Below are 26,604 nucleotides of genomic sequence, written 5' to 3' on the forward strand. Positions count from 1 at the left end.
CTGACTGGTTCAATAGTTAATGCTTGAGCGAAATGCTAACAAGCGTCTGTTTGAAAACTTGGCTTTTTGTACTATAATAGATGTTGAAAGGAGTGGATGATTATGAGTACGAATGCTCCAAGCACGCAGTATGATGAAGTTATCGACGTTCTCGATAAATTGCGTCCGTTCTTGCAACGCGACGGAGGAGACGTTGAATTGGTCGACATCGAGGACGGCATCGTTAAATTGCGCCTGATGGGTGCATGCGGCAGTTGCCCAAGCTCCACGATCACGCTCAAAGCAGGTATCGAGCGCGCTTTGCTGGAAGAAGTCGAAGGCATACAAGAAGTCGTTCAAGTGTTCTGATTCCTTCTTATCCAGAAGTGGAGAAGGTCCTGCCCCCGGCAGGACCTTTTGTCGTTTCGTCATCTTTTCAAATGCGTACGGATGGGATCCAATCCGCCGGATACGTCGATCGTGTTCCCGGTAATAAAATCAGATTCCGGCATGCACAGAAAAGCAATCATTCTCGCCACGTCTTCCCCGGTTCCGGGACGGCCTCTCGGGGATTCATCGTCTAAGATGCCCTCGACGTCTACGATGCTCTTCTCCTTGTTTCCCCCTCGGATATCCCCCGGACAAATCATGTTCACTGTGACCCCGTTAGAGGCTTCCTCTACCGCCAATGTCTTCGTGAACGATACCAGACCGACCTTAGCCGCTGCGTATACCGCCCGATGCGGCCAAGAACGCGCTTCCGAAGCATGCCCGAAACCGAAATGAATGATTCTTCCCCATTGCCGGCTTCTCATGCCGGGTAAAACCCGATGATCCATCAACATCGTGCCGACGAGATTTCCGTTCATCAGATAATGGATGTCCTCCGGTTTATAGTCCGCGAACAAGCGACGCTCCCGTATGAACGGTCCCGCGTTATTGATAAGAATATCTACGCAACCCAAGCAGCTTTCCACCTCGGAGACGAGTCGTACCGCATCATCCGCTTTAGCGATGTCCGCTTGGATGGCGCACGCCTTGCGTCCCATCGATTCGATAGCCCGGACTAGCTCTTCGGCCTCCTCGCGGCTCGACACGTAATTGATGGCCACGTCGCAGCCGGAGGATGCCAGCTCTAGCGCCGTCCGACGTCCCAGTCCTTTGGCGCTTCCCGTTATTAATGCCGTTCTGCCCAACAGCTTCAATCGGTTTTCCCCCCTCCCCGTCTATCGCTTAACCCATTTCGCGGAGCCGTTTGCATGCAAATCGGAAGATGAGGTTAATCGAGCCCTGAACCATCTCCCAGCTTTGATCCAAGTCGGCCATATTGGAGATCAAGTCCTCAAGGGTCCTTGGTCCGCCGGCGTTGGCAAATCTTTGATCCAAATCGTCTTTAAGCTCCGCGTTCATTTGGTGAATTTCCAGATTTCTGCGAGTGCGGAGCCGATTCATCTCGCCTTGATAACGCTCCTTCAACTCGTTAAGAGGTTTCATTAGCTCGACGTGCAGATTGTTTTCGCGCAAATTGCGCAGTACCGTGAAATAGGAAAAGTGGGCTTTGAGCCGTTCCGTTCTAAGTTCAAGCAATTGGTTAAGCAAGAAGCCCAGCTTATCCAATATAGCGAATATTCGAATATAAGAGTTTTTGTCGTAGTAGACATGACGATTATAGCTAAGCCGTTCCTCGAACGAGAGCTCATCCACGTGGTTATGGCGTACGAGTTCGGAATAGCGCTTAGCCGCATAACAGCTCTGTTCGAGCTCGTCCATCGAGCGAAGAAGCCCTTCCGCCCAAATGGCGAACGTATGATATCTGGAGGATTGTTCCGGCAGACGCTCCGCGAGTTCGCTAGCTAACAAGGCAAATTGCTCCATCGACTGCACCGTATCGAGCAACAACCCCGTCCACTCTCTCGGTTTTTCTCCGAACAACATTCTTAGCAAAAACTTTCCTCCTCGACTGCAGTCAAGACATCATTATTCCATTGTAACGCAAAAGAGACGGCTCGCTCAACCAGTTCGGTTGAGCGAGCCGTCTCTTAAGAGAAAAATGATTATAAATTGATGTCTCCTACGGTTTCGAATGATCCGTACCTCTGCGTCGATTTGCGCAAAACCAATTCGGGCAGGAGCACGATTCGCTGCTTGGGCTGCTCTTCTCCGAGCAGTTGCCGGTGAAGCAAATCCACCGCATTGCGCGCCAGCTCCCGAATAGGCTGACCAACCGTCGTCAGTGCGGGATCAACCATTCCGCACAAGAAAGTATTGTCAAAGCCGACAACCGAAAGCCCTTCGGGCACGGAAATCCCTCTAGATCGCGCTGCCTGTATGGAACCGATAGCCAGTAAATCGTTGCAAGCAAAGATGGCTGTAGGACGAATCTTGCGATCCAAAAGCCTGCCCGCGACCTCTATGCCCGAAACGATCGAGAAATCGCTGACGCTCACCCATTGTTCGTCATAAGGGCAGTGGAATTCATCCAATGCCGAACGGTAACCTTTCAATCGCTGACGCGAGCTTTCCAATTCCATACTCTCGACGATGATGCCGATCCTTCGATGACCGAGCGACAGCAGATGGGACGCCGCTAAGTACCCTCCCATGAAATCGTCGACGTATACCGAATTCACTGCTAATTGCGGGGCATCCCGGGCTATCAGGGCAATGGGAAGCTTCTTTTCCAGTATCAAGCCAAGAGACTGCGGATGAGCCAGACCGGTCGCCATCAATATGCCGTCCACGCTTTTCTGTTGAAGAAACGTCAAATAGTCGCTTTCTTTGTCGATTTGATTGTCGGTGTTGCAAATGACGACATTATATCCCAGTTCATGGGCTCTGTCTTCGATATTCCGCGCCAGCTCGGCGAAATAAGGGTTGGAGATGTCCGGAAGAAGCAGGCCGATCATATAGGTTCGTTTGCTGGACAGGGCGGAAGCAACCAAATTCGGCACGTAACCCATTTCGGCCATAATTTGCATGATTCTTTCCCTCGTCTTCTCGCTGATCCGACCGTTTCGATTGATGACTTTGGAGACGGTCGCTATCGATACTCCCGCCTTTTGGGCAACATCGTAAATCGTCATCGTTTTCATGTCGAGTTCTCCCATCCGCCTTCAGTTCCATAACGGTCCGTTCTCTGGAAATTTCCTTGATCGTATCATAATATCAATTTAGCATCTAGCAGCTATCGTTACTTCCTGCCGGAGCTTTAATGTAACGATCTCGAAAGGACGAGCATGAACGGTTACAGTCCCATTCTGTAGAGGCAACTTTTCAATCTCCCTTTCTACCCCGCTGCAACGCACGATTTCGGAATAAGTCCGGTTGAACCGGAAAGTTATTTCACGGGTTTCGTCGGAAACGTTCATCCATCGGCATACCATTGCCGCATCTCCGTTCTCCGCGGGTTTGACGGCCAGCCAACGGACCCCGTATACGGATTCCATAAGAAGCGGTTCGATAATGGCGGGCTTTTCTTCCGTTATTGGCAAGTAAGCTTGCAGCGGATAACGCAATTGTTCCGCCCGTTCTTCCAGTCGCGCCTGTTTCCAGTCGCCGTCATGCGGGACGATATGGAACCGGTAAGTGAAATCCCCTCCGATCCATTGCGGGAAATTCGTGCCCCACTGGTTGTTGAACAAGTTAAAGAGCAGAACCGGTTGCTCTGGTTCGTATACAAGATCGTACTTGTAGACGCCGGATTCCCCAAGCGAACAAAGCGGGGTGTCTAGCGGGAAAACGGCAAGCCCCGTACCGTCTTCGTCGCAGACATCGACCCACTGATCGACGCAATGCAGACGGAAATTCGCGCCCCGGGCAATATCCTCGAGCGGATTGACGACTGAGCCCATTTTTTGCAGCCGGTATTGGGGACGTTTCGCCAACAGCGGAAGCACGAAATGGCCCGCCTCGGCGAATGCCGTTTTCTTCTTATCCGATAGCTGCAGCGTGAAATCGGCGCCATCTCCGTCTTCTTCCAACGCAACCGTCAGCATTGCCGATTCCGCGTTGCCGAATTCTCCCCTGCTATCGGGGGAAACCCCGTACCGAATCCGGATTTCCTGCCTTTTGCCGATGCGGCGGCTTTCCACGCTCACTGCTTGCGCCTCGTATCGCGCATAAGGAATACGAGGGTACCCCGGTTTACTAAAGTCGTTGATATACCAATCGGTCAAATCGTAGGCGTAATCTTTTACGAATTTCAACATGTCTTGTTTACCGAAAACTTCGTATAAATAGGTGCCGAAGCCTTCGCTTGCCCACTCTTTTCCATTTCTTTTGTCCTGAAAACGAAAAATCGTTCCGGTCTTTGCATTTACTTCAATGCGGATCGACGAGTTCTCGATGACGCCGTCTGTTTCGCAAGGCTCGAACAGTTGCACACCTAACTCGGCTGAGGCATCCGGCTCCCAAATGAAGCTTCGGGCCGCAAGCGGCCCTATCGGACCAACGGAAGCTTCGCCTCTTCCGTTCACCCGGAAGCGTTCGCCGTTGACGGGATCTCGCAACCAGCCAGCGGAATCGACGTCAATCCAAATAGGAGAAGACTGCCGTTCCCGGGGAAGCGGATTGTATGCCGCTACCTTCTGACCCGCTATTGGTACGATTGAAGGCGAGGCTTCGGAAGCGAAACGATTGGCTTTACGAACGTAATCCCGCTGCTCTTCCCATGACTGTTCGGTCTTGGCGTAAGTCTCGGGAAACGCCGCTCGGTCCCGTGCGATATCTTCTGCCCATATCGCGCGTCCGCCGTGGCGGCCCGGAAGAAGATTCGATTTGATGTCGATTCCCCACGTATGTTCGCCGAATAACAGCGTCTGCTCGTAACCTTGGCGAATCGCTTCCGTGGGGCCGGCGCTTCCGGCACGATTGTGGTTGACTGCATTCAAGCTTTCTTTGGCTGCGAGATCGTAACGAAGCTGTCGGACGCTCGACACTTCAGCAGGGTAGGTACCGACTCCGTGAATCCACGAATCGGCCAAATCTTTCCGAATAACCGGAATATCCGAATAGCCGCGGGCGATAAAATCGCGAGCGAAATCGTCCATCGTCCCCAATTGGACTTCCGCATCCGGATATTTCGCCGCAACGTCTTCGAGCAGTTGGCTCACGATGTCGCTGCTTTGCGGTCCGATATTGTCGTGAGTCTGCATAAGCGCGAGCCAGACCGGATAATGCCAATCTTCCGGAGGCAGCAGGCTCGTCCCGTATTCCCCAGCGGAGTACCACGTCAATACCCGGCTGCCGTCAGGACCTTCCCACCAGAACAAGCGAGGAAGATCAACCGGCGCGGAGCACGAATTTACGCCGAGATGTAGAAATTGAATGCCTGCTTGCCGCAAAAGCGAAGGAAGCATCCAAGTATGGCCGGGTACGTCCGTCATTTTGGCGGAAATCACCTCTTTGCCGTATTTCCGGTTCAACTCCTCGTTCATATACAATCCGCGCATGTATTCCTCGACGCCGCAAAACTCGGTATGCGTCGTGAACGGCAAGCCATGCCAGCACAGCTGTCCGTCGCGGACGAGCTTCTCAAGCCGCTCCCTGCGCTGCGCGTCGTCCTCGTTCAAGCACTGCTTAAGCATCCATGCCGGCAGCGTCCATACATACCGGTGCCCCGGCGGGTTGTCGGCCGTCGCTTCGCATACGGTCAAAACATCGTCCATCATTTGATGCTTATATTGCTGGACGACTTTGCTGGGAAGATCCGTAAACCCTAAATCGACATGGGTTTTAAAAACAACGTATATTTTCTCCGGTTTCATGAATTGATTCTCTCCCTTACCTTACTTGCCGCCTGTTCCGAGATTGGATAAGCTTTGTTGGAAAAATCTTTGCAAGAAGAAATAGAACAGCAATGAAGGCATGGCTACGACTGTCGCGCCGGCCATCAAATACGGCCAGTTGATGGTGTACTGCCCTTGGAAAAACTTCAGAGCGATCTGGGCGGTATACATATCTTCCGATCGGGATATGGCAAGCGGCCACAGATAATCGTTCCAAACGAGCAAAAACGTAAACACGGCCACTAGCCCCATCGCAGGACGAATCATAGGAATGATGATCAAGCGGTAAGTTTGAAACTTGCTGCAGCCATCGATTTCCGCGGCTTCGTCCACATCCCTCGGAACGCTGACCAGGAATTGACGGAACAGAAAGATCGAGAAGCCCGTAACGGCGTAAGGCAGAATCAGTCCCGGATACGTATCGAGCCAGCCGAACGAAGTTCCCGGCAGCGATTTGACGATAAAAAACAAAGGAATGATAAGCAACGCCCCGGGAACCATCATGGTTAGAAGAACGATGTTAAACCAAAACTTTTTACCGGGAAAATTCATTCGTTCGAAGCCGTATGCCGCCAAAGAAGCCAGAAATACGTTAACGACGATGGCGCATAGCGTGACGACGATGGAATTGTACATGGAACGCAGAAGCACCGTTCCTTTGAATATTTCAACGAAGTTATTGAACTGCGCCTTGTCCGGCAGCAATTTCGGAGGCCACGTCATCGCTTCGGGCATCGTTTTGATCGCCGTGCCGAACATCCACAAGAACGGGAATAAGAACGCGATAGTCCCGACGGCCAAACAAAGGTAGGTCAGCACGTCCGCAATGAGTTTCGACTTTTTATTATCCAATTATGCCGCCCCCCTATTGCTGATCCGCATCTGGATCCAGGTAATGAAGAACAGGATAGGCAACAGTCCGAGCGACAGCGTCGCGGCATAGCCCAAATTGTTGAATTCGAAACCTTGCCGCCAAATGTATTTCAAGGTCACCATCGTGCTGTCCAGCGGACCGCCGTTCGTCAAGAGATCGACGATCGCGACCATTTGGAAAGATCCGATGAACGCCATAATGATCGTATAGCTAAGAATCGGGACAATCATAGGCAAGGTGATGCGGAAAAATTGCTGAATCGATTTGGCGCCGTCAATGGCAGCAGCTTCATAAAGTTCCTTAGGTATGTTTTGAATCGCCGAAAGAAACAAAGGAGTGTTGTACGATGCACCCCGCCAAGCGCCGACAATGATGACGGACAGCATGGCCAACGTTGGATCAAGCAACCAATTGATACGACCGAAGCCCATTTGTTCGGTCATGTAGTTCATTAAGCCGAAATTGGAATCAAGCAGCCACAGGAACATCATGGCCGTGACGACTTCGGACGTAACGGAAGGAAGAAAAAACAGAATGCGAAAAAACTTGCTTCCTTTGACGTTGCGGTTAAGCACTACGGCTAGCAAAATTGCCGCGCTCAGCCCGAGAGCGGCCGAACCGACTGTATACGTAAGCGTGTTGACGATGCTTTTGAAATATAACGGGTCGTGAATCAGCTTGTCGTAATTGGCGATTCCGTTAAATTCGAATTTTCCAGCAAGGGTCTGTTCTTGAAAGGACATCCATACCACATAAACGATCGGGAGGATGCTTGTCACCATCAACACGAGCAGCGCCGGCCCTACGAACAGGTAGCCGCTCCATCGATTTCGGCGTCTCCCCGCAGTTCGAATCAGCATTGCTCCGCTCTGCGTTGCGGGAGCCTTTACCCGATTGGTCATTTGCTTCCACTCCGTTTCCTAGAGAGAAAGCGGGACCGTCCTTTTAACAGACGATGCCCGCACCCCTCAAAGCTTCATATTCTCTATTTCTATTTCTTGGACTCGACAGAGTCGATCGCAGCTTGAGCTTTCGCTTGCGCTCTATCGGCCGCGCCTTGCACATCGTCTTTCAAGACTGCTTCGCGAATCAAATCGCCGAGTACTTGCCCGGCTTCCGGATAAGCATCGAGCAGGAACGGCTTAGCCGTTTTAAGTTGAGTGGTAAACGCCAGGTTCAGCGGATCTTCTTTGAACATCGGATCTTCGTACAATTTGGCGCGCGCCGGGTTGCGGCCAAGGTCTTTCGCGAACATAAGCGCGTATTTGTCGGAAACGAACCATTTGCCAAGCTCGAACGCGACTTCCTTGTTTTTGGAGCCTTTCGGGATGAAGAGGCTGCCGCCGCCTTGGACGGATCCGTCGGTCCCGCCCGTCATGCCGTTCGGCATTGCTGCGGTTCCTACGTTTTTGAAAAGATCAGGGTTTTCATTGCGCAGCTGGGTCACGTGCCACGGACCGGAGTAGAACCCGGCAACCGCTTTGTTTGCGAACAGCGCTTCCGGCGTATCGGATTGACGGGCTTGCAGACCCGGCATAGGAGCCAGTTTCTCTTTCGCCATATCATGCAGCCATTGAAGCACTTCCACGACTTTCGGATCGTTGAACGTCGCGGTTACTTTGTCCCCTTCGAATTTCAACAGATCGCCGCCGTTGGCCACGATAAGACCGTAAGTGTCCCAACCGCCTAAGTTGATGGCCATTCCGTTCGGAGCGGCCTTGGAGTCGACGATTTTTTTCGCGTCGTCTTTCCATTGCTGGAATGTATAGTTATCGCCCGGCTCAGTCAAACCGGCCTTTTGATAAATCTCTTTGTTATAAATCATGAACGTGGTGTTCACTTCGAGAGGAATTCCGTATTTTATATTTTTCCAAGTGACGTCGACGAGGCTGCCCGGCAGGAATTCGCTTTCCGCGCCCCATTCTTGCCACAAGTCGTCAACCGGTTCGGCAAGCCCTTGCGCGCCCAACGCGAACGGGTGGTTCATCGACAGGTCGGCTGGCGCTCCGCCTTGTACGGAGACGCGAACTTTGTTGGGAATATCTTCCCACGTCACGCCGGACATGTTGACTTTCACGTTCGGGTATACGCTTTCAAATTCGCTGACTAAATCTTTCACTTGTTGTTTGTCCGTCCAGTCGGCCGGCATCCATACTTCGAGTTTCACGTCGCCTTTTGAAGCGATTTTATCGTTGATCTTGGGTAGCCCTTCTTTTTCCAGATCGCGCTGAGGCGCCGAAGCAGACTCGGAAGGCGATGCGGAAGTTGAAGCAGAAGGCGATGCCGATGCGGCTTCATTATTGTTCTTGCCTCCGCCGCAAGCTGCAAGAAGCAGCGTAAACAATGAAACCAAAGTAAGAAGCACAACCGATTTCCTCATCTTGCGAAACATGTGAGGTTCCCCTTTCGAATTCCGTTCTATGATATTGGCGGGTCAACGCTCACTTAAATGTATAAATTTGGGTAAGCGCTTTCCCTACATCATTAAATCATAATAGCGCTTACTTAGTCAATACACACGAAAATATTATTAATTTAATGAATATTCTCGGATCACAAAGATCATATTTCGATAATTATCGTATATTTTTGGTTAAGCGCTTTTCTTATGGGCATTGCCGTAACCTAAAAAAAGCCACAGCTCGGGCTGTGGCTTTAACATTAATATTCATGTTCTGAAATATTCTTTCCAACGCGAGGGAACAACTCGTCGGGGTAACCCGGCTTCATGCGGGCATCGATAACGATCAAGCACGCAACTAACCTCCGGGTAGCTACTTAACGGGATAATTGCCGCGCTCGGATCGCTAATAATACCAGCATACTGAAGAGCGCCGAAATGATAATCGTATGAAGCAAGCCGGTGAAGATGTAGACATCCTCGCTGCTGATCGTGAAGGCAAGAAGACCTCCGCTGATCACTTGCAAGAATACGAGAGCCAGAGCTTTATTCGCGATCGATGCCAGCTCTGATGAGTTTCCTGCGGATTTGCGAACGTAGATCACAAGTACGGCGATCAAGACCAGCAACAATAACGCCGCTATCCTATGGGCGAAGGCGACCGCCGTAGAACCCGTAAGCTCAGGAACGATTTCCCCGTTGCATAGAGGCCAGCCTTCGCAAGCGCCGCCGGAGCTTGTGTGCCGGATATAAGCACCCAAGTATACGACGCCGTAACAATATACCAGAACGGCGACGATACTGCGAAACATAGCTTTAGGGAACGTGAGAACCGTTTGCGGTTTGATCATCCGGCTACTATCGTTTGGTTGTCCGGATTGTTGCAAATCCTGTCGCTTAGCGACGGTGTATAACAGCCAAGTGCACGTGAAGGCGAACAAGGAAATTCCGAAGTGGAGCGCCAATACAAGCGACGACTGCTCCCACACGACCGCCATCGCTCCAAGGACGGCTTGCATCAAGGTAAAGAGCAGAGCGCCGCCGGCATACAGGACATTCTCCTTATGGCGGGCAGGCTTCCAGAACCATGTAACGAGATAAGCAGCTCCGACCAGCAACCCGACAAGCCCGCTAATCATGCGGTGACTATATTCTACCATGGATTCAACCGTGTACGCAGGCACGAAGCGACCGTTGCATAATGGCCAGTCCGATCCGCAACCTCGCCCGGAATCCGTATTCGTAACGAGAACGCCTGCAATGAGAACCATAAACATGCCGATGCAGGTAAGAAGGGTCAATAAACGATATCTCTGTGTAGTCATGCCCATCCCCGATTTCTTGTGAAAGTTGGCGCAAGGGGCCAGTTCCCATTATACCGAACCCCTACTTTCAAAGCCATGTTCATTATGTGAACATTGGATTTCGAAAACTTATACTTTCTGATTGTACGAAAAAACCCCTTCCCCGTCGGACGAGGTAAGAGGCTTTAACGATTTTCTTCGGTTACTTTTGAGCAAGCGCTCCTGAAACTTCGACGGCCCGGTCAAGGAATTGCTCGATCTCATCGCGCGTCTTGCGCAGCTTGCTTACGAACCGGACGAGTTCTTGTCCTTGGCGGAAAGCGATGAAGCTCGGAATCCCGAGAATGTTCAGCTCGCTGCACAGATCCGGCATTTCGTCGCGATCTATTTCAACCATAGTTAGTCGATCGGCATAAGCGGCCTCCACGTCGGCAATGAACGGCTCTATGAAGTGGCAATCCTTACACCAAGTTGCTTTGAAAATAGCGACAGTCAGACTGTCTTCTCCTACTAGTTCGCGAAACGTTGCTTCATCCGTAATCTTCTGCATATCCTGTCCCTGCCTCTCGTTAGCTCTTTATGTTATTATAGCCTCTTATAGATCTCTTGCAACCTCCATGATTCGTTCTCCGCTTTCATTATCGCTTACGGAATACTCGGCGTGCAGGATACCGAATAGGTCATCCGCGGACACATATACGAAATGCCCATCGTTAACGACCTTATGCTCAAGTGTGACAGATTTGCCGTTAACGTTAGCCTTTGCCGAACCGGTTTGGAATATGACCGCTTGCTCCGTTGCCTGATCATAGAACCGAATTTGTCCTTTGGCGGCAGGAACCTGAAGCTTGACACCGAATTCCTTCATCGTTGCCCTGATCGGAACGTACGCGGTGCCATCGGAATCGACGTAGAAGGGAATTCCCCACTCGTCGCTTAGCACGAAGGATTGATCGTCGATTTTGAAATCATTTTTCAAGACATTGTACAGAACGGAGCTCGGTTCGAATAGACGCAACGCTTGATAGCCCTGTAAACCCTCTGCTTCTTCGACCGTCAGCGCATTTCCCGGAACCTCCACCTGCGGTACGACAACGTCCCCGTTCACGTTCCACATCTCGCCGGAGCTGCGAATCTTGATGCTCCTGACCGGGCTGTCCTCGGCGGTGAAGAACGCCGGAGCTATGATCAACTCGACGAAAGATTTGCGCAAGTGCAAGGAATCGTCGACGTACAAATCGGCTGCCATCGTAACGCCTTTATCGAATATTTCTCCCCATTCTTCCTCTTCGCGCGCTTTAGCGATTTCGGCTTGCGCTTCTTCCAGAACCGGAATCAATTCCGCAAAGGCTTCTTCGACGACGGCATCTATATCCGCATCCTCCTCGAGCACCGCGTCCGCACCTTCGCCGAATACGGACAGCACCTCCGGCGGAAGCTCTTGCGCCCATTGGAAAACTTCGCGCAGCGTTGTTCGCAAGCCTTCCTTGTCATTCATCAGGTTCTCCAGATAAACCGGTATCAAATCGCCAAGCTGCTCTCCGTTCAGTTCCGCATGAACCTTCGTCAGATTCGTCAGTACGCCGTGAACGGAAGAGGAAACCCTGTCTACGGACAGCACGGGCGGATTCGGAAGTCCTCGGACGAAGTAGGCTGCCACTTTTTGGGCCAACTGGCGAATGGTTTCCGCCATCGCTTGCTGCGATTGTTCGAGCGCCGGGTCCGTATCGGGAAGCTCGATGATAAGCGGCCGTTTCGAACCGTCGATATCGAATCTTACGGTCTTGGAATCCGAATGCAAGGTAAACGGAATATCCCCTTTTCCGAAGCCGAAGACTCCGTTTATCCACTGATTCCCTTGTTCGTCCATCTTGGCGTGTGCAATGTTAAGCGATATTTTGCTGAACTCCTTAACCATACTGGCGATCTCGGGTTCTTCCCGGGATATTAGCTCTTCGTTGAATTCGATTTCCAACTCGAACAATTGCGACTGCTCTTGCTGCGAGACATCTATTTGCTTCAGGATCATGTCGTTTAGGTTAAGTCCGCCAACGGACTGACAACCGACGATAACCGCCAAGATTAATGCGCATAATAGAATGCCAAACTTTTTCGATGATTTTTTTGCCACTTCATAACTCTCCCTTAATAGAATAATTCCAGCTAATTAGATTCGACGCCTTATATGGAAATCCTTCCATAAAAATGAAACCAAATCGATTAAGGAGCCTCCAAGGTGAATGAACCGTTAGGGATTAAACGAGGTAAATACGGGGTGATAAGGGTGTTCGGGCAACTCTTATCCGGTTTGGCGGGCAAAGTCCACGGCTTGTGCAGCTCCTACCGGCTTACTCGTCATCGCACCCCCCTTTCCTTGGAGAAAAACATGCGAATGCTCTCAACAAGCTTATTAGACGCGCCCTCTATTCATGTCAATGAACGAACCGTCACCCGGGAAGAGGAACGAATTTGCTCCGCCATCCGGGATGAAACCTCCGCGCTTAATCGCAACAACTTGACCCGAACGGCAGCCTATTGGCACCTATTCAAGGCGTTCCCGGAGTTGCAATGGTCTTTCCTTGCCCACATGGTATCCCGTAACGGCGGATGGAGCATGACGGACTTGAAGGGGGAGTGGCTTCCCTATCTCCTTGAGGGCAGGCACGTCTCGGCGATATTCGAGATGTTGGAAGCTTGCAACTCCCTCATATTCGGTGACGCATACCCGCAGCTGAGATTGTACGCCGAAGGGAGACGGATAGGGCGCGACCTCTCCTGCTTGCTTCCGCAATTCGGCGTTTCCTCCTTCATGGCCCCGTTCTGGAGCCGGTTCTGGATGGATCGCAACCCCGTCCCGCTATCGGAAGCTCTCATCGTGAACGAGCAACATTTTATTCAATTACGCGTAGTGGAGGATGCTTATTACCGTAGGAACGTTCTCGAGACTTTGTCTTTTCAAAGTCAACCGCTGATGCAGTTAAACCAAATCGTTTTTCCGTTATGGCAGGATGAGAGGATTCGCGGGAAATTACCGATGCGTTTAGCGGGGAGAGTGTTGGAGAAGTTCGAGGATTTACGGGAAAGAATCGAGTTCGGCAAATGCCTTTACGGTATTCTGTTCGGATATCCGGACGTGCTGAAGGCAACGACCGCCTTTGCGTCGAGAATTCCGCATTCGGGGTCGCGGGCGGATTATTGGCCTCATCGTTTCTCGACTCGCGGTACGCAGAAAACCGGCGGTATGTCCGAGTATTCAGACGGTACCGCCGGCAATGCCAAGTTAACGATGTGGTTGAGTCCCAACCTCTCCGATGTTTGGTCGGATCGAGAGATCCGCCCGGCTGCGGAGGGGGATTGGTTTACGAGCCAAGGGGTTTGGTCTTACATAAAGCCGATTAAACTTCCTCATGTCGTCGATATCACCCACGAGCACCTATTCGGCCAGAATAAGCTTCAAGCCGCCGTGCTTCTCGAGCGAAGCTTCATGAATGGCGCCAGCAGCCGGCGAACGGGACGAGGGTAAGTCGCGATTTCTTCCGGCGTTACAACCTTCAGATAAACGAGGAGCGCCGGATACAGCACCGCCAAAGCTCCTCCCATTACCGCGCAAGAGAGGAAAAAGGCGAGCTTGTCCGGTAGTCCGGAACAAACGGCTAGAACGATCCACTCCACAAGGGCAATCGCAGCCGCAACGATTCCGCTCGTCAGGAGAAAACCCGACCAACGGCTCCCGAGCATCTTGAATTGGGACCTTTTGCGCAAGCTTAGAATGTTAAAGGTTGCCGCCCAGACGAAGCACACTGTCGTTGCCGCCAATAAGCCATATACTCCAAAAACAGGCGCAAGAGCAAAGCTAAGAATGATTTTGATAATGACTCCCGATACCGCATGCATCGTTGCTTTCCTTGGCTCTCCGATCCCAAGGAGGATCGAATTCGTGACCATCATGCAGATTTGAAACAAAGTACCTAACGTCAGCATGGCGACAATCACGCTGCCTTTGGGGTTTTCAAAGATGAGACCATTAACGCTGTAAGCTCCGATACCCAGCAGCAGAACGACGGGCATGGCGCTAAATAAAGCGATCCTAACCGCTAGCGACGCTTGGTTGCCTACCCTTTCGCGGTCGCCGGTCGCATGAGCGGAAGAGATGACGGGGATAATCGATTGGCTTAAGGCAACGGCAAGAATCACCGGAATACCCGCGATGGATTGGGCATTCATTCCGAGTACCCCCCACCAATGATTGATCACTTCCGGTTCGAAATGTCCTATCGTGAGGGATTTAACCATCGTAGAATCCAACGTGTATAACAGTTGAACGGTAACGGCCGTCATGACGATAGGAATGGAAAATCGGAACATTTCGCGGTAAATGGATCTCAAGCCTAGACTTTTCGATGTATCTAGCTTCTTCAGCGGCTCGGATCGGTCCCTGGCCTTCAGCTTTCGCGCGTAATAAAGCATGACCGCGAAAGCGCCGATACTGCCGAACACGCTTCCTAAGGCCGCGCCGGATGCAATTCCTTTATTGTTTAGCGGGTTTGCTGAGTACACGGCGAAAGCGATCGCTACGGCCGCAAAAACGCGCAAGATTTGTTCAATGATTTGCGAAATGCCGCCAGCGGTCATAAACTGGCGTCCTTGAAAGTAACCTCTCATCATGGCGATAATCGGAAATAGAACCAACGAAGGAGCAATGGCCTGAATCGCCGCGGCAGCATCGGGCTCATGCATGACCGGCCCGGAAATGACGGGTGCGAGAAACCACAAACCTAGCGTGATCACAACGCCTGCTACTGCTCCGAATAGCAGCGCGGCGCGATACACTTGCCTTGCCTCGTCGACTCGTCCTAGAGCGTAACGCTCGGAAACCATTTTGCTAATGGCGCTTGGAATCCCGGCCGTCGCGACAACGAGCAACAATAAATAGACGTTGTTCGCCACGGCAAAATAGCCATTGCCTATATCGCCCATTAAATAATCAAGCGGAACCCGCTGAAAAATGCCAAGCGCCCGCGCGACGAGAGCGGCGGCTGCCAGTATCAGGGTGCCTTTAAGTAATGTGTCTTTTTTCAAGGGAAAACCTCATTAGCAAGTTAGTTGATGGGTTCAAGCGGCTTATGATTGCCGCGAACCGGACGTGCCGCTCCGGAAGGAGCAGCCCATTTAACGCCGTTCGAGATAACCCGGCTCACGATGGGATGGTAATACGTCGGATACGTTTCGTGTCCCGGACGGAAATAGAAGATCTTGCCTTGCCCGCGACGGAACGTGCAACCGCTGCGGAACACTTCTCCTCCTTCGAACCAGCTCACGAAGATCAGCTCGTCCGGCGCGGGAATGTCGAAGTGCTCTCCGTACATTTCCTCCGGCTTTAGTTCGAAAAATTCCGGTAAGCCTTCCGCGATCGGGTGGGAAGGATCCACGGTCCATATCCGTTCTTTCTCGTTGGCTTCCCTCCACTTCAAATCACAGCCGGTTCCCATCAGCTTCTTGAATATTTTCGAGAAATGTCCGGAATGCAATACGATTAGACCCATGCCGTTCAAGACGCGTTCGTGCACCCGATTCACGATGCCGTCGTCTACTTCGTCATGGGCCATATGCCCCCACCAGATCAGCACGTCGGTTTGATCCAGCACCTCTTGCGTCAACCCGTGCTCCGGTTCGGGCTGGGTGGCCGTACGGACGGCGAAGCCTTGCTCGGCAGCCTCCAAGCCTTCTGCGATAACCGCATGAATCCCGCTCGGATAGACACTGCGTACTTCATCGTGAATCTGCTCATGCTTATACTCGTTCCATACCGTAACTCTAACCATCGGCCAGCTCTCCTTAACGTTAATTGGCGATCAACCAGATTACGAATATCACAATCATGGCAGCTTGCAGAATAATTTTGACGACCATGCTGCTAAATAACCCGACCAATGCGCCCCAACCCACTTTAACAGCCCTGTTCATGTCTGATCCGTGGATCAATTCCCCTAGAATCGCTCCCGCCAGCGGACCGATAATGAGCCCGAATGCAGGTATCGCGAACGGACCGATCAATATCCCGATCGTACTCCCGATGACCGATGCCCTCGAGCCCCCGTACTTCTTGACTCCCCAGGCATTGACCAAATAATCCGCCGCGATCAACGCGACGACGATGACCGTTTGGAAGCTCCAAAACCAAAAGCCGAATGGCTCGAAAGTAAAGAACCATCCGTATACGAAAAAAGCAGCATAAATGGCTAACGCGCCCGGCAGAATCGGGAATATCGCTCCGGCCATACCGGCCGCGAACAGTACAGCAATAATCAGCCATCCCAATATGTCCATTCCAGATCACGTCCTCAGAACGTAGTTTTGAATGACCTGCGCTACGCCATGCTCTTGATGGCTGCCCGTCACGACTTTCGCCGCAGCTTTCACTTCATCTTGCGCGTTGCCCATTGCCACGCCAAGGCCAGATGCTCTGATCGCGGCAATATCGTTCAAGCTGTCTCCTACCGCCACGACCTCGGACATATCATATCCCAACATCCGGCATACCTCTTCAAGCGCGGATGCCTTCGATACTCCTTGCGAGTTGATCTCGATGTTATAAGGTGACGAATTGGTAATCTCAAGACCGTCCCAAGTTTGAATTTCCTTTAGGATTTCATTTAGGATAGGCAAATTCTCCGTATAGTAGCCGAATTTCAGCCAATGGCTGGTTATCGTATCTCCGACCCAGCGTTCCTTATTGTAAATATCGTTCGTCGTATAGCCCCAGAACCAGACGTCGTGTTGCTCCGCGAGAGCGTGAAGCTTCATGACCTTCTGCGAATCGAGCAACGTGCGCCGATGCAAGGAATGCGGCTTCGTCCATATCTCTCCGCCGTTAACGGTAATCATCGGTGTATCTAATCGCAATTGCTCCGCGAAAGGCAACGCGCTTGGGAAACCTCGTCCCGTAGATACGCATACCGTTACGCCTGCCTCGACGGCATGCCTAACCCATTTCGCGTTCGTATTGCTGATTTCGCTGCGATCGTTAAGTAAAGTTCCATCCAAATCCAGTGCCAATAATCGATATTTCCCCATCTGGTAAGCCAATTTTCTCTTCCACTCCTTGCTACCGTCATCCATTCGTAATTCATCGTCATTCTATCACATTTTGACGTAGGAATTAAAATTTTACTTCGGGTTGCGCTTGATACGCAAAGAAAAGACTTTAAGCCCATCGTAATAACGCTGGACTTAAAGTCTTTTTTCGCAACTCGCGCTTTTAGCTTAATAAGCTTCGCGGGTAGCGGTAGTGCGTTGGCGAAGCTTACGCGTAACGAGTCCGTGCGTCGGCGAGAACAGGAAGGCGAACAAGAACAGCACGCCGGCCACGCAAACCATGCATCCTGCGATGGAAGCGTCCAATGCCGCGGCGGTATAGTATCCTGCCACAGAACTAATGACGCCTATGATAAGGCTGAGTACGATCATCATTCCCAGACGGTCCGTCAGAAGGTACGCCGTCGCTGGCGGAACGATAAGCAATCCGACCACGAGTATGGCCCCTACGCTCTCGAAGGAACTCACCGTAGCCATCGAAACCAATCCCATCAGAACATAATGGAACAGGGCAACCGGTATTCCGATCGCGGCTGCTAGCGCCGGATCGAACGCGCATAGCTTAAACTGCTTGTAGAACAGAGCGATGATGGCCACGATGATAAACAAGGTTATCCCGAGCAACCATACCGCTTTCGGTCCGATCTCCATCCCCGCAACGGAGATCTGATTCCACTGCACGTAGGCGATTTCCCCGTAAAGGACGCAGTCCAGGTCGAGATCGACGTGCTTGGCGTTTAAGCTGACGAGAAGCACTCCGACCGCGAAAAGGGACGTAAACACGACTCCGATGGAGGCATCGCTTTGGACGCCGCTATTCTGAAACATCTGAATAAGGAATACGGTCACGAAGCCGATGATCGCCGCGCCGAACAGCATGAAGAAGGAATCCCTGGAACCGCTGATCAAGAAGGCGATGACAATGCCGGGCAACACGGAATGGCTGATGGCGTCACCCACGAGCGCCATGCGGCGCAAAATAAGGAAACATCCGAGGATGCCGCAGCAAGATGCTACCAATGCTCCGGTAAGCATAATCCAAAAACCGCTCATGCCGACACCTCCCGTTCTTTCGCGGAGGACGCCGCTCCGGCTTTCCCTTTGCCCTCCGCCGCCCATTCCCGTTTCGCCGTATAACGGCGGATCAGCTTAGCCACGACTCCCCTGCGCGGACCGAACAGCACCGATCCGACGAACAAGGCCGTAGCCGTCAATACGCTTAAAGGACCTGTGGGAAGCGACGCCGTGCCGGCGCTGATCCAAGTTCCGATCGCTCCGCTAAGCGCTCCGAATATTCCCGAGAGAATCGTCATGACGCCAAGGCGATCGGTCCAGTAACGGGCCGAGACGGCGGGAGTGATCAGCAGCGCGGCGACGAGAACGACGCCCACCGCTTGAATGCCCACTACGACGGCTATCGTCACGAGCCAAAGAAGCAACTGCTCCAATGTCGCGACGGAGAAACCAAGCCCCCGGGCATAACCCGAGTCAAAGCTGATTAGCTTGAACTCCTTGAATAGCAACGCGCATGCGACGATAAGCAGGATCGCAACTCCCATCATCGTATAAACATCATTGGAAGTCATCGAAGCCGCTTGCCCGAATAGAAACTTATCCAGTCCGCTTTGGTTTCCGTAAGAGCTGTGCTGGATTTGAGTAAGAAGGACGATTCCCAGTCCGAAGAAAACGCTAAGCACGATTCCCATGGCCGCATCAGGCTTGATACGCGAGTGACGGGTAATCCAGCTTATCCCGAGCGTCGCGATCATGCCGGCTACGATTGCCCCGATCATGAAGTACCCCACGGATTTCACGCCGGATAACATAAAGGCGATACAAATTCCGGGCAATGCCGCATGGGCGAGCGTATCCCCGATTAGACTTTGCTTCCGCAAATAGGCGAAAGTGCCAATGATTCCGGTGCTTAATCCAAGCAGCATGCTTCCGATCAATATCCATTGCAGATTCGGATCGGTGAATAGATTCAGCATCCCGTTCACCGCCCCGTTCCGGCGACGATGAGAGGCTCATCGGATGGATTGCCCTTCAGGAAGGTCAATCTTCCGCCGTAAGCTTCTTGAAGCCGCCGCTCGGTAAAGGTCGTGCCCGTCGGGCCGAAAGCGATGAGTTCTCCGTTAATAAGCATCACCGAATCGAAATATTGTTCTACCGTGGCAAGATCATGATGAACGACGAGTACCGTCTTCCCTTGCCGCTTTAATTCGTTCAGCAGAGTGATAATCGCCTTCTCGGTCGCCGCATCGACGCCCGCGAACGGCTCATCCATGAAATACAAGGTAGCATCCTGCGCTAATGCCCTTGCAAGGAACACCCTCTGTTGTTGCCCTCCGGACAATTGGCTAATTTGCCGGCCCGCGAAATCCGCCATTCCTACCTTAGCCAGGCACTCCATCCCGATTGCCTTCTCCTTGGCGCCTGGGCGCCTCAGCAAGCCGAGATGTCCGTATCTTCCCATCATGACAACGTCCAGAGCGTTCGTAGGGAAATCCCAGTCGACCGACTCCCTTTGAGGAACGTAACCGACTAATTTTCTTTGCGTCTTGTAAGGTTTGCCGTATACCAGCGTCTGGCCCGTTAAAGCAGGCTGAAGCCCGAGTATGGCTTTGATGAGCGTCGATTTACCGGCGCCATTGGGGCCTATAATGCCGATAAGCTCTCCTTCATTCACCTCGAAAGATACGTTCCTGACAACCGGATTCTTTTGATAAGCGACGGTCATATTCGTAACGGATAATGGCGATATAATTCCTGAAGTCGATGATGTTGCCATTAGCGATCCACTCCTTCTTATTTCAAAGCTCCAACGATCGTATCGACGTTATGTTTAACCATTCCAATGTAAGTTCCTTCCACCGTTCCAGCCTTCCCCATCGCGTCGGAGAACAGCTCTCCTCCGATAACTACGTCGTGGCCTTTTTTCTTGGCACCCTCGATAACGGCTTCGATCGACTTCTTGGGCACGCTGGACTCGACGAAAACGGCTTTGATCCGTCTATCCACCAGCATATCCCGTAAGCCCGTAACGTCCTTGGAGCCGTATTCGGCAGCGGTGCTGATGCCTTGCAATCCGACGACTTCGATGTCATAGGCTTCTCCGAAATAGCCGAACGCATCGTGGGCCGTTACCATAACGCGACCTTCCTTCGGAATCGTGGCGATCAGCTCCTTGGCGTAACGATCAAGCTCTTCAAGCTTTGCCAGATAAGCTTCCGCGCGAGCTTGATAATCCGCTTGATGGTCCGGGTCTTCTTCTATTAAAGTATCGCGAATCGTTTCCGTTGCGCTCATCCACAGCTTCACGTCAAACCATACGTGCGGATCGTGCGCGCCGTCGGCTACTCGTCTCAGTTGTTGCTCGGGAATATTCTTCGTTACGGGTACTACTGTTTTTTTCTTAACCATTTTCTCGAATATTTCCGTCATCTTGCCTTCCAGATGAAGCCCGCCGTATAAAATAATATCCGCGTCGTCAAGCTTAGCGATGTCTCCTTGAGATGCTTTGTAAAGGTGAGGATCGACGCCCGCCCCCATTAATCCGATGACCTCGACGTTAACGCCTCCGACCTCTTTGACTACATCCGAGATCATTCCGATCGTAGTGGTTACGTGCAGTTTCCCCTCTTCCGTAAACGCGCTTTGCGAATTACCGCAGCCTGCCAGGGCTGACATCGTTACTGTTAAAAATACAAGAGTCCAAATAAATCGTTTAATAGATGATGGTATGCCTTTCTTCATGCGAAAATCTCCTCTCACAACTCTCTATTATTATTGCCTATTAACAAATGTTTTGTAGTAAAGACTAATACTTTCCCTGGGGCTTATTTTTTTATAATACACAAAAATGTTTACTTGATGCAACATTTATTTCAAAAAAAGAGCCGCCTTTTTTCAAGGCGACACCTAAATGCTCGACATTATTGCTCTTCCCGGATGACTTCCTCGCCGTTTGCCAATGCGCCAACGGCATTCCCGTTGTCATCGGCTTGATCTGCCGAAGCACCGTTAACAGGGTTAGAGGTTCCCGCCGGTTTGCGCGGCGTGCCGTATAATCCATACTTCGCGTCGTAAGCATCGAATATTTTACGGGCGATCGGAGCGGCTCCCCAACCGCCGTATCCCCCTTCGGGAACGACGACTGCGATAGCTAGCTTCGGTTTCTCCGCGGGTGCGTACGCGATGAATACGGCGTTCTCGACCCTCGGTTGGTTCCCGACGTCCTGCTGGGAAGTACCGGTTTTGCGGAGGTACGTATAGTTTACTCCTTCGAACCCTTGTACGTTAACCTGCGCCATGCCCTGCTCAATCGCGTCCCAGTACTCCTTAGGAAAGTCTACCGTGTTAAGCACTTCCGCTTGGAAAGGCTGGGTGACATTTCCGTCAACATCCCTGATCTCGTTAACGAATTGCGGCTTCATGCGCTTGCCGTGGTTGGCAAGCATGGCTGCGTATTGCGCCAGCTGCAACGTCGTATACTTGGCTTGCTGTCCCCAAGAAGCCCTGATGAGAGCGGATTGCACGCTTTCGGTCTTAGCCGAATTAATATAATCGCGAACTCCGGCGGATTCGCTAGGAAGTCCGCTTCCCGTCGTGACTCCCAACCCGAACTGCTTCATGTAGTTGTCCCAGATGTCTATACCCTCGTCGCCATCAAATTGCATATAGAGCTTATTGCCCACCATCGCGGACATAAAGGCATTGGAAGATTTCGCAATCGCCCTCCACGGCGTCAGCGACCCGTTTGCCGTGTTGTTGGCGTTGCGGATCCTCACCTCATGTCCCTCTCGCCCGAATTCGAAATAACCGATATCGTTATAGGTCGTGTGGGTCGTAAACAGCTTTTCGTTTAAACCGACCAAGATAGACAACGGTTTCTGCGTCGATCCGAGGTAGACAAGGGAAGAAGGATGGTTTTTCCTTTCCTTGTCATCACGGTAAGGTGGATAGACTTCTTTGATCGTGCCGTTGTATTGAAAAAATTCAATGGCATCCAGATCTTTTTTGCCGATTCCTCCCTGCCAGACGCTCGGATCGTAATCGGGCATGCTCGCCATCGCCACGACTTTCCCCGTATCGACTTCCATAGCCACCGCGTATCCGGTCGTGGGGTTCGCTTTCTCTTGCTTGTTCGTAGAGCTGCGTACCTTCTGAATTTGATCCGTAATAGCCTGTTGCGCGACCATTTGGATGTCTTTGTTAATCGTCAGGTAAAGATTCTCGCCCTTGATCGGTTTGGTCAGCTTCATGGGACCGATGATCTCGCTTTGGTTATTGACCGGATATTCCTTGACGCCGTTCCGGCCCCTTAACTCGTCTTGGTACATGAGCTCGAGGCCGTCAACGCCAACCTCCTCCGAGGAGATATATTTCAAAGTCTCGTCTGCCTGTTCATTGTTGATATCCTTGTATTTATCGAGCTTCATCGCTCCGCTTAACTTCTTCATATATCCTACAAGCTGAACGGCGATCTGGTCTTGGCTATATTGCCGGATGCTCTCCTCCACGACGTCGATTCCCTTGAATTTCTGGCGATTCTCGGAGAAGTAGGCAATCTCTTTCTTTGTTAATCCGGATTTAATCCGTCGAGGCTGATAGGAAAAGTGGACGCGACCATCCAAATCCATGTCGTCGTAGACGTCCTGCACGGTAAGCGGCTTCGCTTTCTTGTCTCCATACTCGTTGAAGACCTCCACCAGGCTCTTGGCCAATGCCATGCCTTCCTCGTCCTTCATTTTCAAATCCAATGTATAATATAACGACTGCGTAGATACCGAATAAGCAATCGGGTTCTCGTCGGCATCGTAAATATTTCCTCTGATCGGCGGCACCGGCACCTTCTTCGAGCCGATCTCGTGCTCCCTCGCCTTCAGCGAATCGCCCTCCACGAATTGCAAATAAGCCAATCTCACGATCAGAACGGAAAAGACGAAAAATGTAAAAAAGAAAAAGACGTTAAGGCGGAAGCTGAAGTGCCTCCGGTTTCTAATTTCCCGCTTCTGGGCTTCCTCCGTACGGTTATTGCTCACCCGGTTATTCCTCCTTGCCGTATATGCGTATCGCTAAAGCCGGGAGAATCGAACCAATTGCCCGATTTTGCCCAAGTTGAATCCAATGACACCCATCGTTGCTGACCGCTTAAATAGACTTCATTCCAAGCGTGCGGTCCGTAACCCCCGCGCCCGTCATATCCTAGGCCGGTAACAACGCGCGCGTCCAAGTCGACGGCTCTCGCCATCGCGGCATACAGCCTCGCATAATCGATACATACTCCCCTGCGGGTCGTGAACGTTTGTTCGGGATCCTGCTCCCACCAATCTCCTTGCTCCTCGTATGCCCGCACCTTGTCGTCGTCATAAGTGATTCTGCTGCCGACCCAATCATAAAGGGCACGAGCCTTTTCCCTGTCCCCGGATTTCCCCTCGGTCACAGAGATAGCCGCTTGTACGATGTCCTCCGGCAGCTCGGCGTCGATGACGTCGTAGCGCTTCTGCCAAAGTTGGTCGAGTTCGCTCGACATCGCTTGCGCAAAGACGGGCAGCTGCTTCTCGATGAGATTACCCGTTGCCGGTCGGATGACTTGCGCCGCTACTTCCCGGTATAAACCGGATTGCTCCACGTAGTCAGTCATAGGGCCTTGAGGAAACAAGGCGCAATAAGCGAAGAGAACAGCCGTTAACAGCAATGCCCTGCCCGTACCTAGAGCCGTCCCAATGAGTCCTCCAACAGAACGGCTTACGGTTCCTCCGTTCGGTACGATGGAGAATGGAAAAGAGATAACGGATGCCAATAATCTCGTAACCAAGCCCGTTAACAACCTAATGATCGTGTGAAATACGAGAAATAAAGCAGCGAATCTAAACAAAGGCAGATCGCGCAAACCTGACAACACCGTATAGCCGAATTGGGCGAAGAAAGCAGACTCGGGATCCGGCCGCGACAATCCGCGTTCCGTTAGCCAGTCCTGAAGATAAGGCGAGGCTTTAGTTGCGGCCAATGCCGACAATACTACAGCGATAACGGCTACAATCGCGCTCACGAGGAAGTATAGAAGCTGTTTAACAGAGCCGGAAGCTCCCCGTCTGATCCCCTGATAGAAGGAACCGGCCACGACGAGCAGCAAAATCCAGGTTACGAGATTGTCGTCAAAGATGTTCCATCCGCCGCTCATCCGCTTTATTTAGCCGAAGCTCGCGCCTGTACGACAAAATCTCGTACCGCGCCTTCCATTGTCCAAGTGCCAAGGGACTGCCCGTGAAATTTCACCGTGACTTCGCCGGAATTCGGAATGCCCGTCAGCTCAATATTCGTCGATTTGATCGAATAAGACCCATCTTCGTTTTCCGTATAAGTCGCCTCGCTCGCTTCTCCGGCCATTGATTTAATGGCTTGTTTCTTAACCTCGTCCGTGACTTTGTCCCCGATCGCGCCCAACTCGTCCGAGACTTTATTGCCGATATCCTTCATGTCATCTATGCTGTATCCGCCGTAAGTTGCGATTCCTATAATGATAGCTACCACTAGAATCCATTTCAGCACGGTTTTTACCACTTTCATTATTACGATGATCGCCAAGATGGCAATCGCAACGACCACCCAATTATCCTGCAAAAATTGAATCCAGGCATCTGTATCGAAACTCATAATATCTCCCCCAATACGAGCCTTTGTCAAAGCTCACAATATTTCTATTATACTGTAAGGCCATATACCCCGTAAACGACCGTCATAACCACGACTTCAGACACGTACAAGTAGGATATGCCGCTGTTGCGGACGAGGAGTCTTCAAGACGCCTATACGAGGAGGTCGCGGACAATGAAAACCGCCGTCTGGCTTTATCTATTTCTATTCGTCGCGTTCTTTGATTTGCATGCGCAATATCCGATGCTCACCCCCTTCGCAGTGTCGCTCGGAGCCGCGCCTTCGTTCATCGGATTAGTCATGGGAATGTACTCCCTGACCCATCTCCCGGGAAATTTGATTGCCGGCATAGCGGTAGATCGTTATGGCAGCCGGCTGTTTATTGCGTGCAGCTTGGTCGGCGCGGGAATTCTTCTGCTCTTACAAGCGCGCGTAACGGATCCTTGGCAACTGCTCTATATCCGTTCCCTGAGCGGTTTCGTCCTGGCTTTCCTGTCGCCGGCTTGCATGTCGCTCCTCGCGCGGCTTGCCCGGGATCACATTCATCAAGGCAAGCTGATGGCGGGCAACGGGCTGGTTCATACGATCGCGTCCGTCGTTTCTCCCGCGGCCGGCGCTTACTTAGCCGCTACGATCGGCTTTAGCCACTCCTTCGCTTTTCTCGGCTGGGTACTTTTGCTTACGGGAATCCTATCTCTTTGGTTCGTGAAAGAGCCTGCCCGCACGCCTGAAGAGATGATGGCGGTAAAGAAAAAAACGACTGAGTCGCTTACTAAGAAGAAATCGGCGAAGGAGCTTGACGATGTCCCCCGCAAGGGATTCCCTTGGTCCATCTATTCTCTGCCGATCGGACTAGCATGCGCTCAGGGCATTCTCGCTTTCGAATTGCCCCTGCGAGGCATGGATACCGCGACGATCATGAGCACGGGTATCCTATTCTCGGTGGTCAGCCTAGGCGCTCTCGTCACGCTCGGCCTGCTGTTTCTTAACCGATATCTCCCTTACTCCCGAACGATCGCGGGCGTGTTGCTGCTTGCCGTATGTTATTACGGGCTGGCTTCCGGATGGTCCATTCCGCTCATAATGCTGCTATTCGTCATCGGTATGGCTAAGGGGGTCATTTTCCCGGCTATGACCTCGTTCCTGCTTCAGCTAAGCGGTCCGTCGCGTTACGGGAGAACCTTCTCCATTCTGTCCATCTCGTTGTCGATCGGCTCATTCCTCGGTCCTGTCGCCGCGGGCGCGGTCAGGGATCATTTCTCGCCTTACTTTCTTTCCTTCCTAGCGCTAATGATCGCCTTGGCGTTGCTATTCCCGCGTTCATCCTTCAAGGAGAATTGGAATCCGCGCGCCTCCGCTCCCCCATCATCGAATCATTAAAGCCTAGATGGGCGACCGGATGATGGCGATGTTGTTCGCCCCGGCATATCATACCGTATAGCCTACGCCCCGATCGGGTTCCGATGACCGGTTAACGGCTCAATCTCAGGCTATCGAAGCGGGGTG

Annotated in this window: 24 protein-coding genes; 3 read left to right on the forward strand and 21 right to left on the reverse strand. The window is 51.9% G+C overall.

Features of this window, described 5'->3' with window-relative positions; translation table 11 throughout:
* Positions 1-102: 102 nt before the first annotated feature.
* Complete coding sequence (locus tag E2980_RS16620; RefSeq protein WP_115994096.1) at positions 103-348, forward strand: NifU family protein; 246 nt, start codon at positions 103-105, stop codon at positions 346-348.
* 59 nt (positions 349-407) lie between these two features.
* On the opposite strand, the gene E2980_RS16625 is transcribed toward E2980_RS16620, so the two are convergent.
* The 10 genes from E2980_RS16625 to E2980_RS16670 form a co-directional block, all read right to left on the reverse strand.
* Positions 408-1,178, reverse strand: a complete 771-nt coding sequence (locus E2980_RS16625) for an SDR family oxidoreductase (protein WP_135153417.1) — start codon at positions 1,176-1,178, stop codon at positions 408-410.
* Between the two features lie 34 nt (positions 1,179-1,212).
* Positions 1,213-1,914 carry a Cthe_2314 family HEPN domain-containing protein gene (locus E2980_RS16630; protein ID WP_240703071.1) on the reverse strand — a complete coding sequence of 234 codons (702 nt, stop codon included), beginning with the start codon at positions 1,912-1,914 and terminating at the stop codon, positions 1,213-1,215.
* Between the two features lie 119 nt (positions 1,915-2,033).
* Positions 2,034-3,071: a LacI family DNA-binding transcriptional regulator gene (locus tag E2980_RS16635; protein ID WP_135153316.1), complete on the reverse strand. Its 1,038-nt coding sequence runs from the start codon at positions 3,069-3,071 to the stop codon at positions 2,034-2,036.
* A 78-nt stretch (positions 3,072-3,149) separates the two neighbouring features.
* Positions 3,150-5,744: a DUF5054 domain-containing protein gene (locus E2980_RS16640; protein WP_135153317.1), complete on the reverse strand. Its 2,595-nt coding sequence runs from the start codon at positions 5,742-5,744 to the stop codon at positions 3,150-3,152.
* Between the two features lie 21 nt (positions 5,745-5,765).
* A complete protein-coding gene (locus E2980_RS16645; protein WP_135153318.1) occupies positions 5,766-6,617 on the reverse strand; it encodes a carbohydrate ABC transporter permease in 852 nt (283 codons plus the stop codon).
* Positions 6,618-7,541, reverse strand: coding sequence for a carbohydrate ABC transporter permease (locus tag E2980_RS16650; protein WP_135153320.1), 924 nt, complete (start codon positions 7,539-7,541; stop codon positions 6,618-6,620).
* A gap of 89 nt (positions 7,542-7,630) precedes the next feature.
* Complete coding sequence (locus E2980_RS16655) at positions 7,631-9,031, reverse strand: extracellular solute-binding protein (RefSeq protein ID WP_135153322.1); 1,401 nt, start codon at positions 9,029-9,031, stop codon at positions 7,631-7,633.
* A gap of 386 nt (positions 9,032-9,417) precedes the next feature.
* Positions 9,418-10,365 (reverse strand): COX15/CtaA family protein, encoded by a 948-nt coding sequence (locus E2980_RS16660; RefSeq protein ID WP_135153324.1) that lies wholly within the window; start codon positions 10,363-10,365, stop codon positions 9,418-9,420.
* Between the two features lie 181 nt (positions 10,366-10,546).
* Positions 10,547-10,894, reverse strand: coding sequence for a thioredoxin family protein (locus E2980_RS16665; protein WP_135153325.1), 348 nt, complete (start codon positions 10,892-10,894; stop codon positions 10,547-10,549).
* Positions 10,895-10,939: 45 nt separating this feature from the next.
* Positions 10,940-12,475 carry a stalk domain-containing protein gene (locus E2980_RS16670; RefSeq protein ID WP_135153327.1) on the reverse strand — a complete coding sequence of 512 codons (1,536 nt, stop codon included), beginning with the start codon at positions 12,473-12,475 and terminating at the stop codon, positions 10,940-10,942.
* A gap of 105 nt (positions 12,476-12,580) precedes the next feature.
* On the opposite strand from E2980_RS16670, the gene E2980_RS16675 reads away from it, so the two are divergent.
* Complete coding sequence (locus E2980_RS16675) at positions 12,581-13,867, forward strand: DUF2515 family protein (protein WP_135153329.1); 1,287 nt, start codon at positions 12,581-12,583, stop codon at positions 13,865-13,867.
* Here E2980_RS16675 and E2980_RS16680 read toward each other — a convergent pair.
* From E2980_RS16680 to E2980_RS16730, 11 genes are all read right to left on the reverse strand, one after another.
* The gene (locus E2980_RS16680; RefSeq protein ID WP_135153330.1) at positions 13,798-15,423 is read right to left on the reverse strand and encodes a putative polysaccharide biosynthesis protein; all 1,626 of its coding nucleotides are present in this window, start codon (positions 15,421-15,423) and stop codon (positions 13,798-13,800) included. The two genes, E2980_RS16675 and E2980_RS16680, sit on opposite strands and share 70 nt — an antisense overlap.
* A gap of 20 nt (positions 15,424-15,443) precedes the next feature.
* Complete coding sequence (locus E2980_RS16685; protein WP_135153332.1) at positions 15,444-16,166, reverse strand: ThuA domain-containing protein; 723 nt, start codon at positions 16,164-16,166, stop codon at positions 15,444-15,446.
* A gap of 19 nt (positions 16,167-16,185) precedes the next feature.
* Entirely contained in the window at positions 16,186-16,671 is a 486-nt protein-coding gene (locus E2980_RS16690; RefSeq protein WP_135153333.1) for a DUF456 domain-containing protein, read from the reverse strand.
* A 6-nt stretch (positions 16,672-16,677) separates the two neighbouring features.
* Positions 16,678-17,418 carry a Cof-type HAD-IIB family hydrolase gene (locus E2980_RS16695; RefSeq protein ID WP_135153419.1) on the reverse strand — a complete coding sequence of 247 codons (741 nt, stop codon included), beginning with the start codon at positions 17,416-17,418 and terminating at the stop codon, positions 16,678-16,680.
* A 189-nt stretch (positions 17,419-17,607) separates the two neighbouring features.
* Positions 17,608-18,492 (reverse strand): metal ABC transporter permease, encoded by an 885-nt coding sequence (locus tag E2980_RS16700; protein ID WP_135153334.1) that lies wholly within the window; start codon positions 18,490-18,492, stop codon positions 17,608-17,610.
* On the reverse strand, positions 18,489-19,430 hold the full coding sequence (locus tag E2980_RS16705; RefSeq protein WP_135153336.1) for a metal ABC transporter permease: 942 nt from the start codon (positions 19,428-19,430) through the stop codon (positions 18,489-18,491). The genes E2980_RS16700 and E2980_RS16705 overlap by 4 nt, the downstream gene beginning before the upstream one ends.
* A 5-nt stretch (positions 19,431-19,435) precedes the next feature.
* Positions 19,436-20,230, reverse strand: coding sequence for a metal ABC transporter ATP-binding protein (locus E2980_RS16710; RefSeq protein WP_135153337.1), 795 nt, complete (start codon positions 20,228-20,230; stop codon positions 19,436-19,438).
* Between the two features lie 17 nt (positions 20,231-20,247).
* The gene (locus tag E2980_RS16715) at positions 20,248-21,195 is read right to left on the reverse strand and encodes a metal ABC transporter solute-binding protein, Zn/Mn family (protein ID WP_135153339.1); all 948 of its coding nucleotides are present in this window, start codon (positions 21,193-21,195) and stop codon (positions 20,248-20,250) included.
* A 179-nt stretch (positions 21,196-21,374) separates the two neighbouring features.
* Complete coding sequence (locus E2980_RS16720; protein WP_135153340.1) at positions 21,375-23,483, reverse strand: peptidoglycan D,D-transpeptidase FtsI family protein; 2,109 nt, start codon at positions 23,481-23,483, stop codon at positions 21,375-21,377.
* Positions 23,480-24,625 carry a transglutaminase domain-containing protein gene (locus tag E2980_RS16725; protein ID WP_135153342.1) on the reverse strand — a complete coding sequence of 382 codons (1,146 nt, stop codon included), beginning with the start codon at positions 24,623-24,625 and terminating at the stop codon, positions 23,480-23,482. The genes E2980_RS16720 and E2980_RS16725 overlap by 4 nt, the downstream gene beginning before the upstream one ends.
* Before the next feature lie 5 nt (positions 24,626-24,630).
* Positions 24,631-25,098: a hypothetical protein gene (locus E2980_RS16730; protein ID WP_135153344.1), complete on the reverse strand. Its 468-nt coding sequence runs from the start codon at positions 25,096-25,098 to the stop codon at positions 24,631-24,633.
* Between the two features lie 174 nt (positions 25,099-25,272).
* On the opposite strand from E2980_RS16730, the gene E2980_RS16735 reads away from it, so the two are divergent.
* Complete coding sequence (locus tag E2980_RS16735; RefSeq protein ID WP_135153345.1) at positions 25,273-26,478, forward strand: MFS transporter; 1,206 nt, start codon at positions 25,273-25,275, stop codon at positions 26,476-26,478.
* Positions 26,479-26,604: the final 126 nt, after the last annotated feature.

The organism is Cohnella luojiensis (assembly GCF_004564235.1).
Taxonomy (GTDB): Bacteria; Bacillota; Bacilli; order Paenibacillales; family Paenibacillaceae; genus Cohnella; species Cohnella luojiensis.

What these genes read in the sequence shown, in the direction of transcription:
- E2980_RS16620 (WP_115994096.1), top strand. Translation starts at nt 103, where the DNA reads ATGAGTACGAATGCTCCAAGCACGCAGTATGATGAAGTTATCGACGTT.
- E2980_RS16630 (WP_240703071.1), bottom strand. Translation starts at nt 1,914, where the DNA reads ATGTTGTTCGGAGAAAAACCGAGAGAGTGGACGGGGTTGTTGCTCGAT.
- E2980_RS16635 (WP_135153316.1), bottom strand. Translation starts at nt 3,071, where the DNA reads ATGAAAACGATGACGATTTACGATGTTGCCCAAAAGGCGGGAGTATCG.
- E2980_RS16640 (WP_135153317.1), bottom strand. Translation starts at nt 5,744, where the DNA reads ATGAAACCGGAGAAAATATACGTTGTTTTTAAAACCCATGTCGATTTA.
- E2980_RS16650 (WP_135153320.1), bottom strand. Translation starts at nt 7,541, where the DNA reads ATGACCAATCGGGTAAAGGCTCCCGCAACGCAGAGCGGAGCAATGCTG.
- E2980_RS16655 (WP_135153322.1), bottom strand. Translation starts at nt 9,031, where the DNA reads ATGTTTCGCAAGATGAGGAAATCGGTTGTGCTTCTTACTTTGGTTTCA.
- E2980_RS16660 (WP_135153324.1), bottom strand. Translation starts at nt 10,365, where the DNA reads ATGACTACACAGAGATATCGTTTATTGACCCTTCTTACCTGCATCGGC.
- E2980_RS16665 (WP_135153325.1), bottom strand. Translation starts at nt 10,894, where the DNA reads ATGCAGAAGATTACGGATGAAGCAACGTTTCGCGAACTAGTAGGAGAA.
- E2980_RS16685 (WP_135153332.1), bottom strand. Translation starts at nt 16,166, where the DNA reads ATGGTTAGAGTTACGGTATGGAACGAGTATAAGCATGAGCAGATTCAC.
- E2980_RS16690 (WP_135153333.1), bottom strand. Translation starts at nt 16,671, where the DNA reads ATGGACATATTGGGATGGCTGATTATTGCTGTACTGTTCGCGGCCGGT.
- E2980_RS16695 (WP_135153419.1), bottom strand. Translation starts at nt 17,418, where the DNA reads ATGGGGAAATATCGATTATTGGCACTGGATTTGGATGGAACTTTACTT.
- E2980_RS16700 (WP_135153334.1), bottom strand. Translation starts at nt 18,492, where the DNA reads ATGAGCGGTTTTTGGATTATGCTTACCGGAGCATTGGTAGCATCTTGC.
- E2980_RS16705 (WP_135153336.1), bottom strand. Translation starts at nt 19,430, where the DNA reads ATGCTGAATCTATTCACCGATCCGAATCTGCAATGGATATTGATCGGA.
- E2980_RS16710 (WP_135153337.1), bottom strand. Translation starts at nt 20,230, where the DNA reads ATGGCAACATCATCGACTTCAGGAATTATATCGCCATTATCCGTTACG.
- E2980_RS16715 (WP_135153339.1), bottom strand. Translation starts at nt 21,195, where the DNA reads ATGAAGAAAGGCATACCATCATCTATTAAACGATTTATTTGGACTCTT.
- E2980_RS16725 (WP_135153342.1), bottom strand. Translation starts at nt 24,625, where the DNA reads ATGAGCGGCGGATGGAACATCTTTGACGACAATCTCGTAACCTGGATT.
- E2980_RS16730 (WP_135153344.1), bottom strand. Translation starts at nt 25,098, where the DNA reads ATGAGTTTCGATACAGATGCCTGGATTCAATTTTTGCAGGATAATTGG.
- E2980_RS16735 (WP_135153345.1), top strand. Translation starts at nt 25,273, where the DNA reads ATGAAAACCGCCGTCTGGCTTTATCTATTTCTATTCGTCGCGTTCTTT.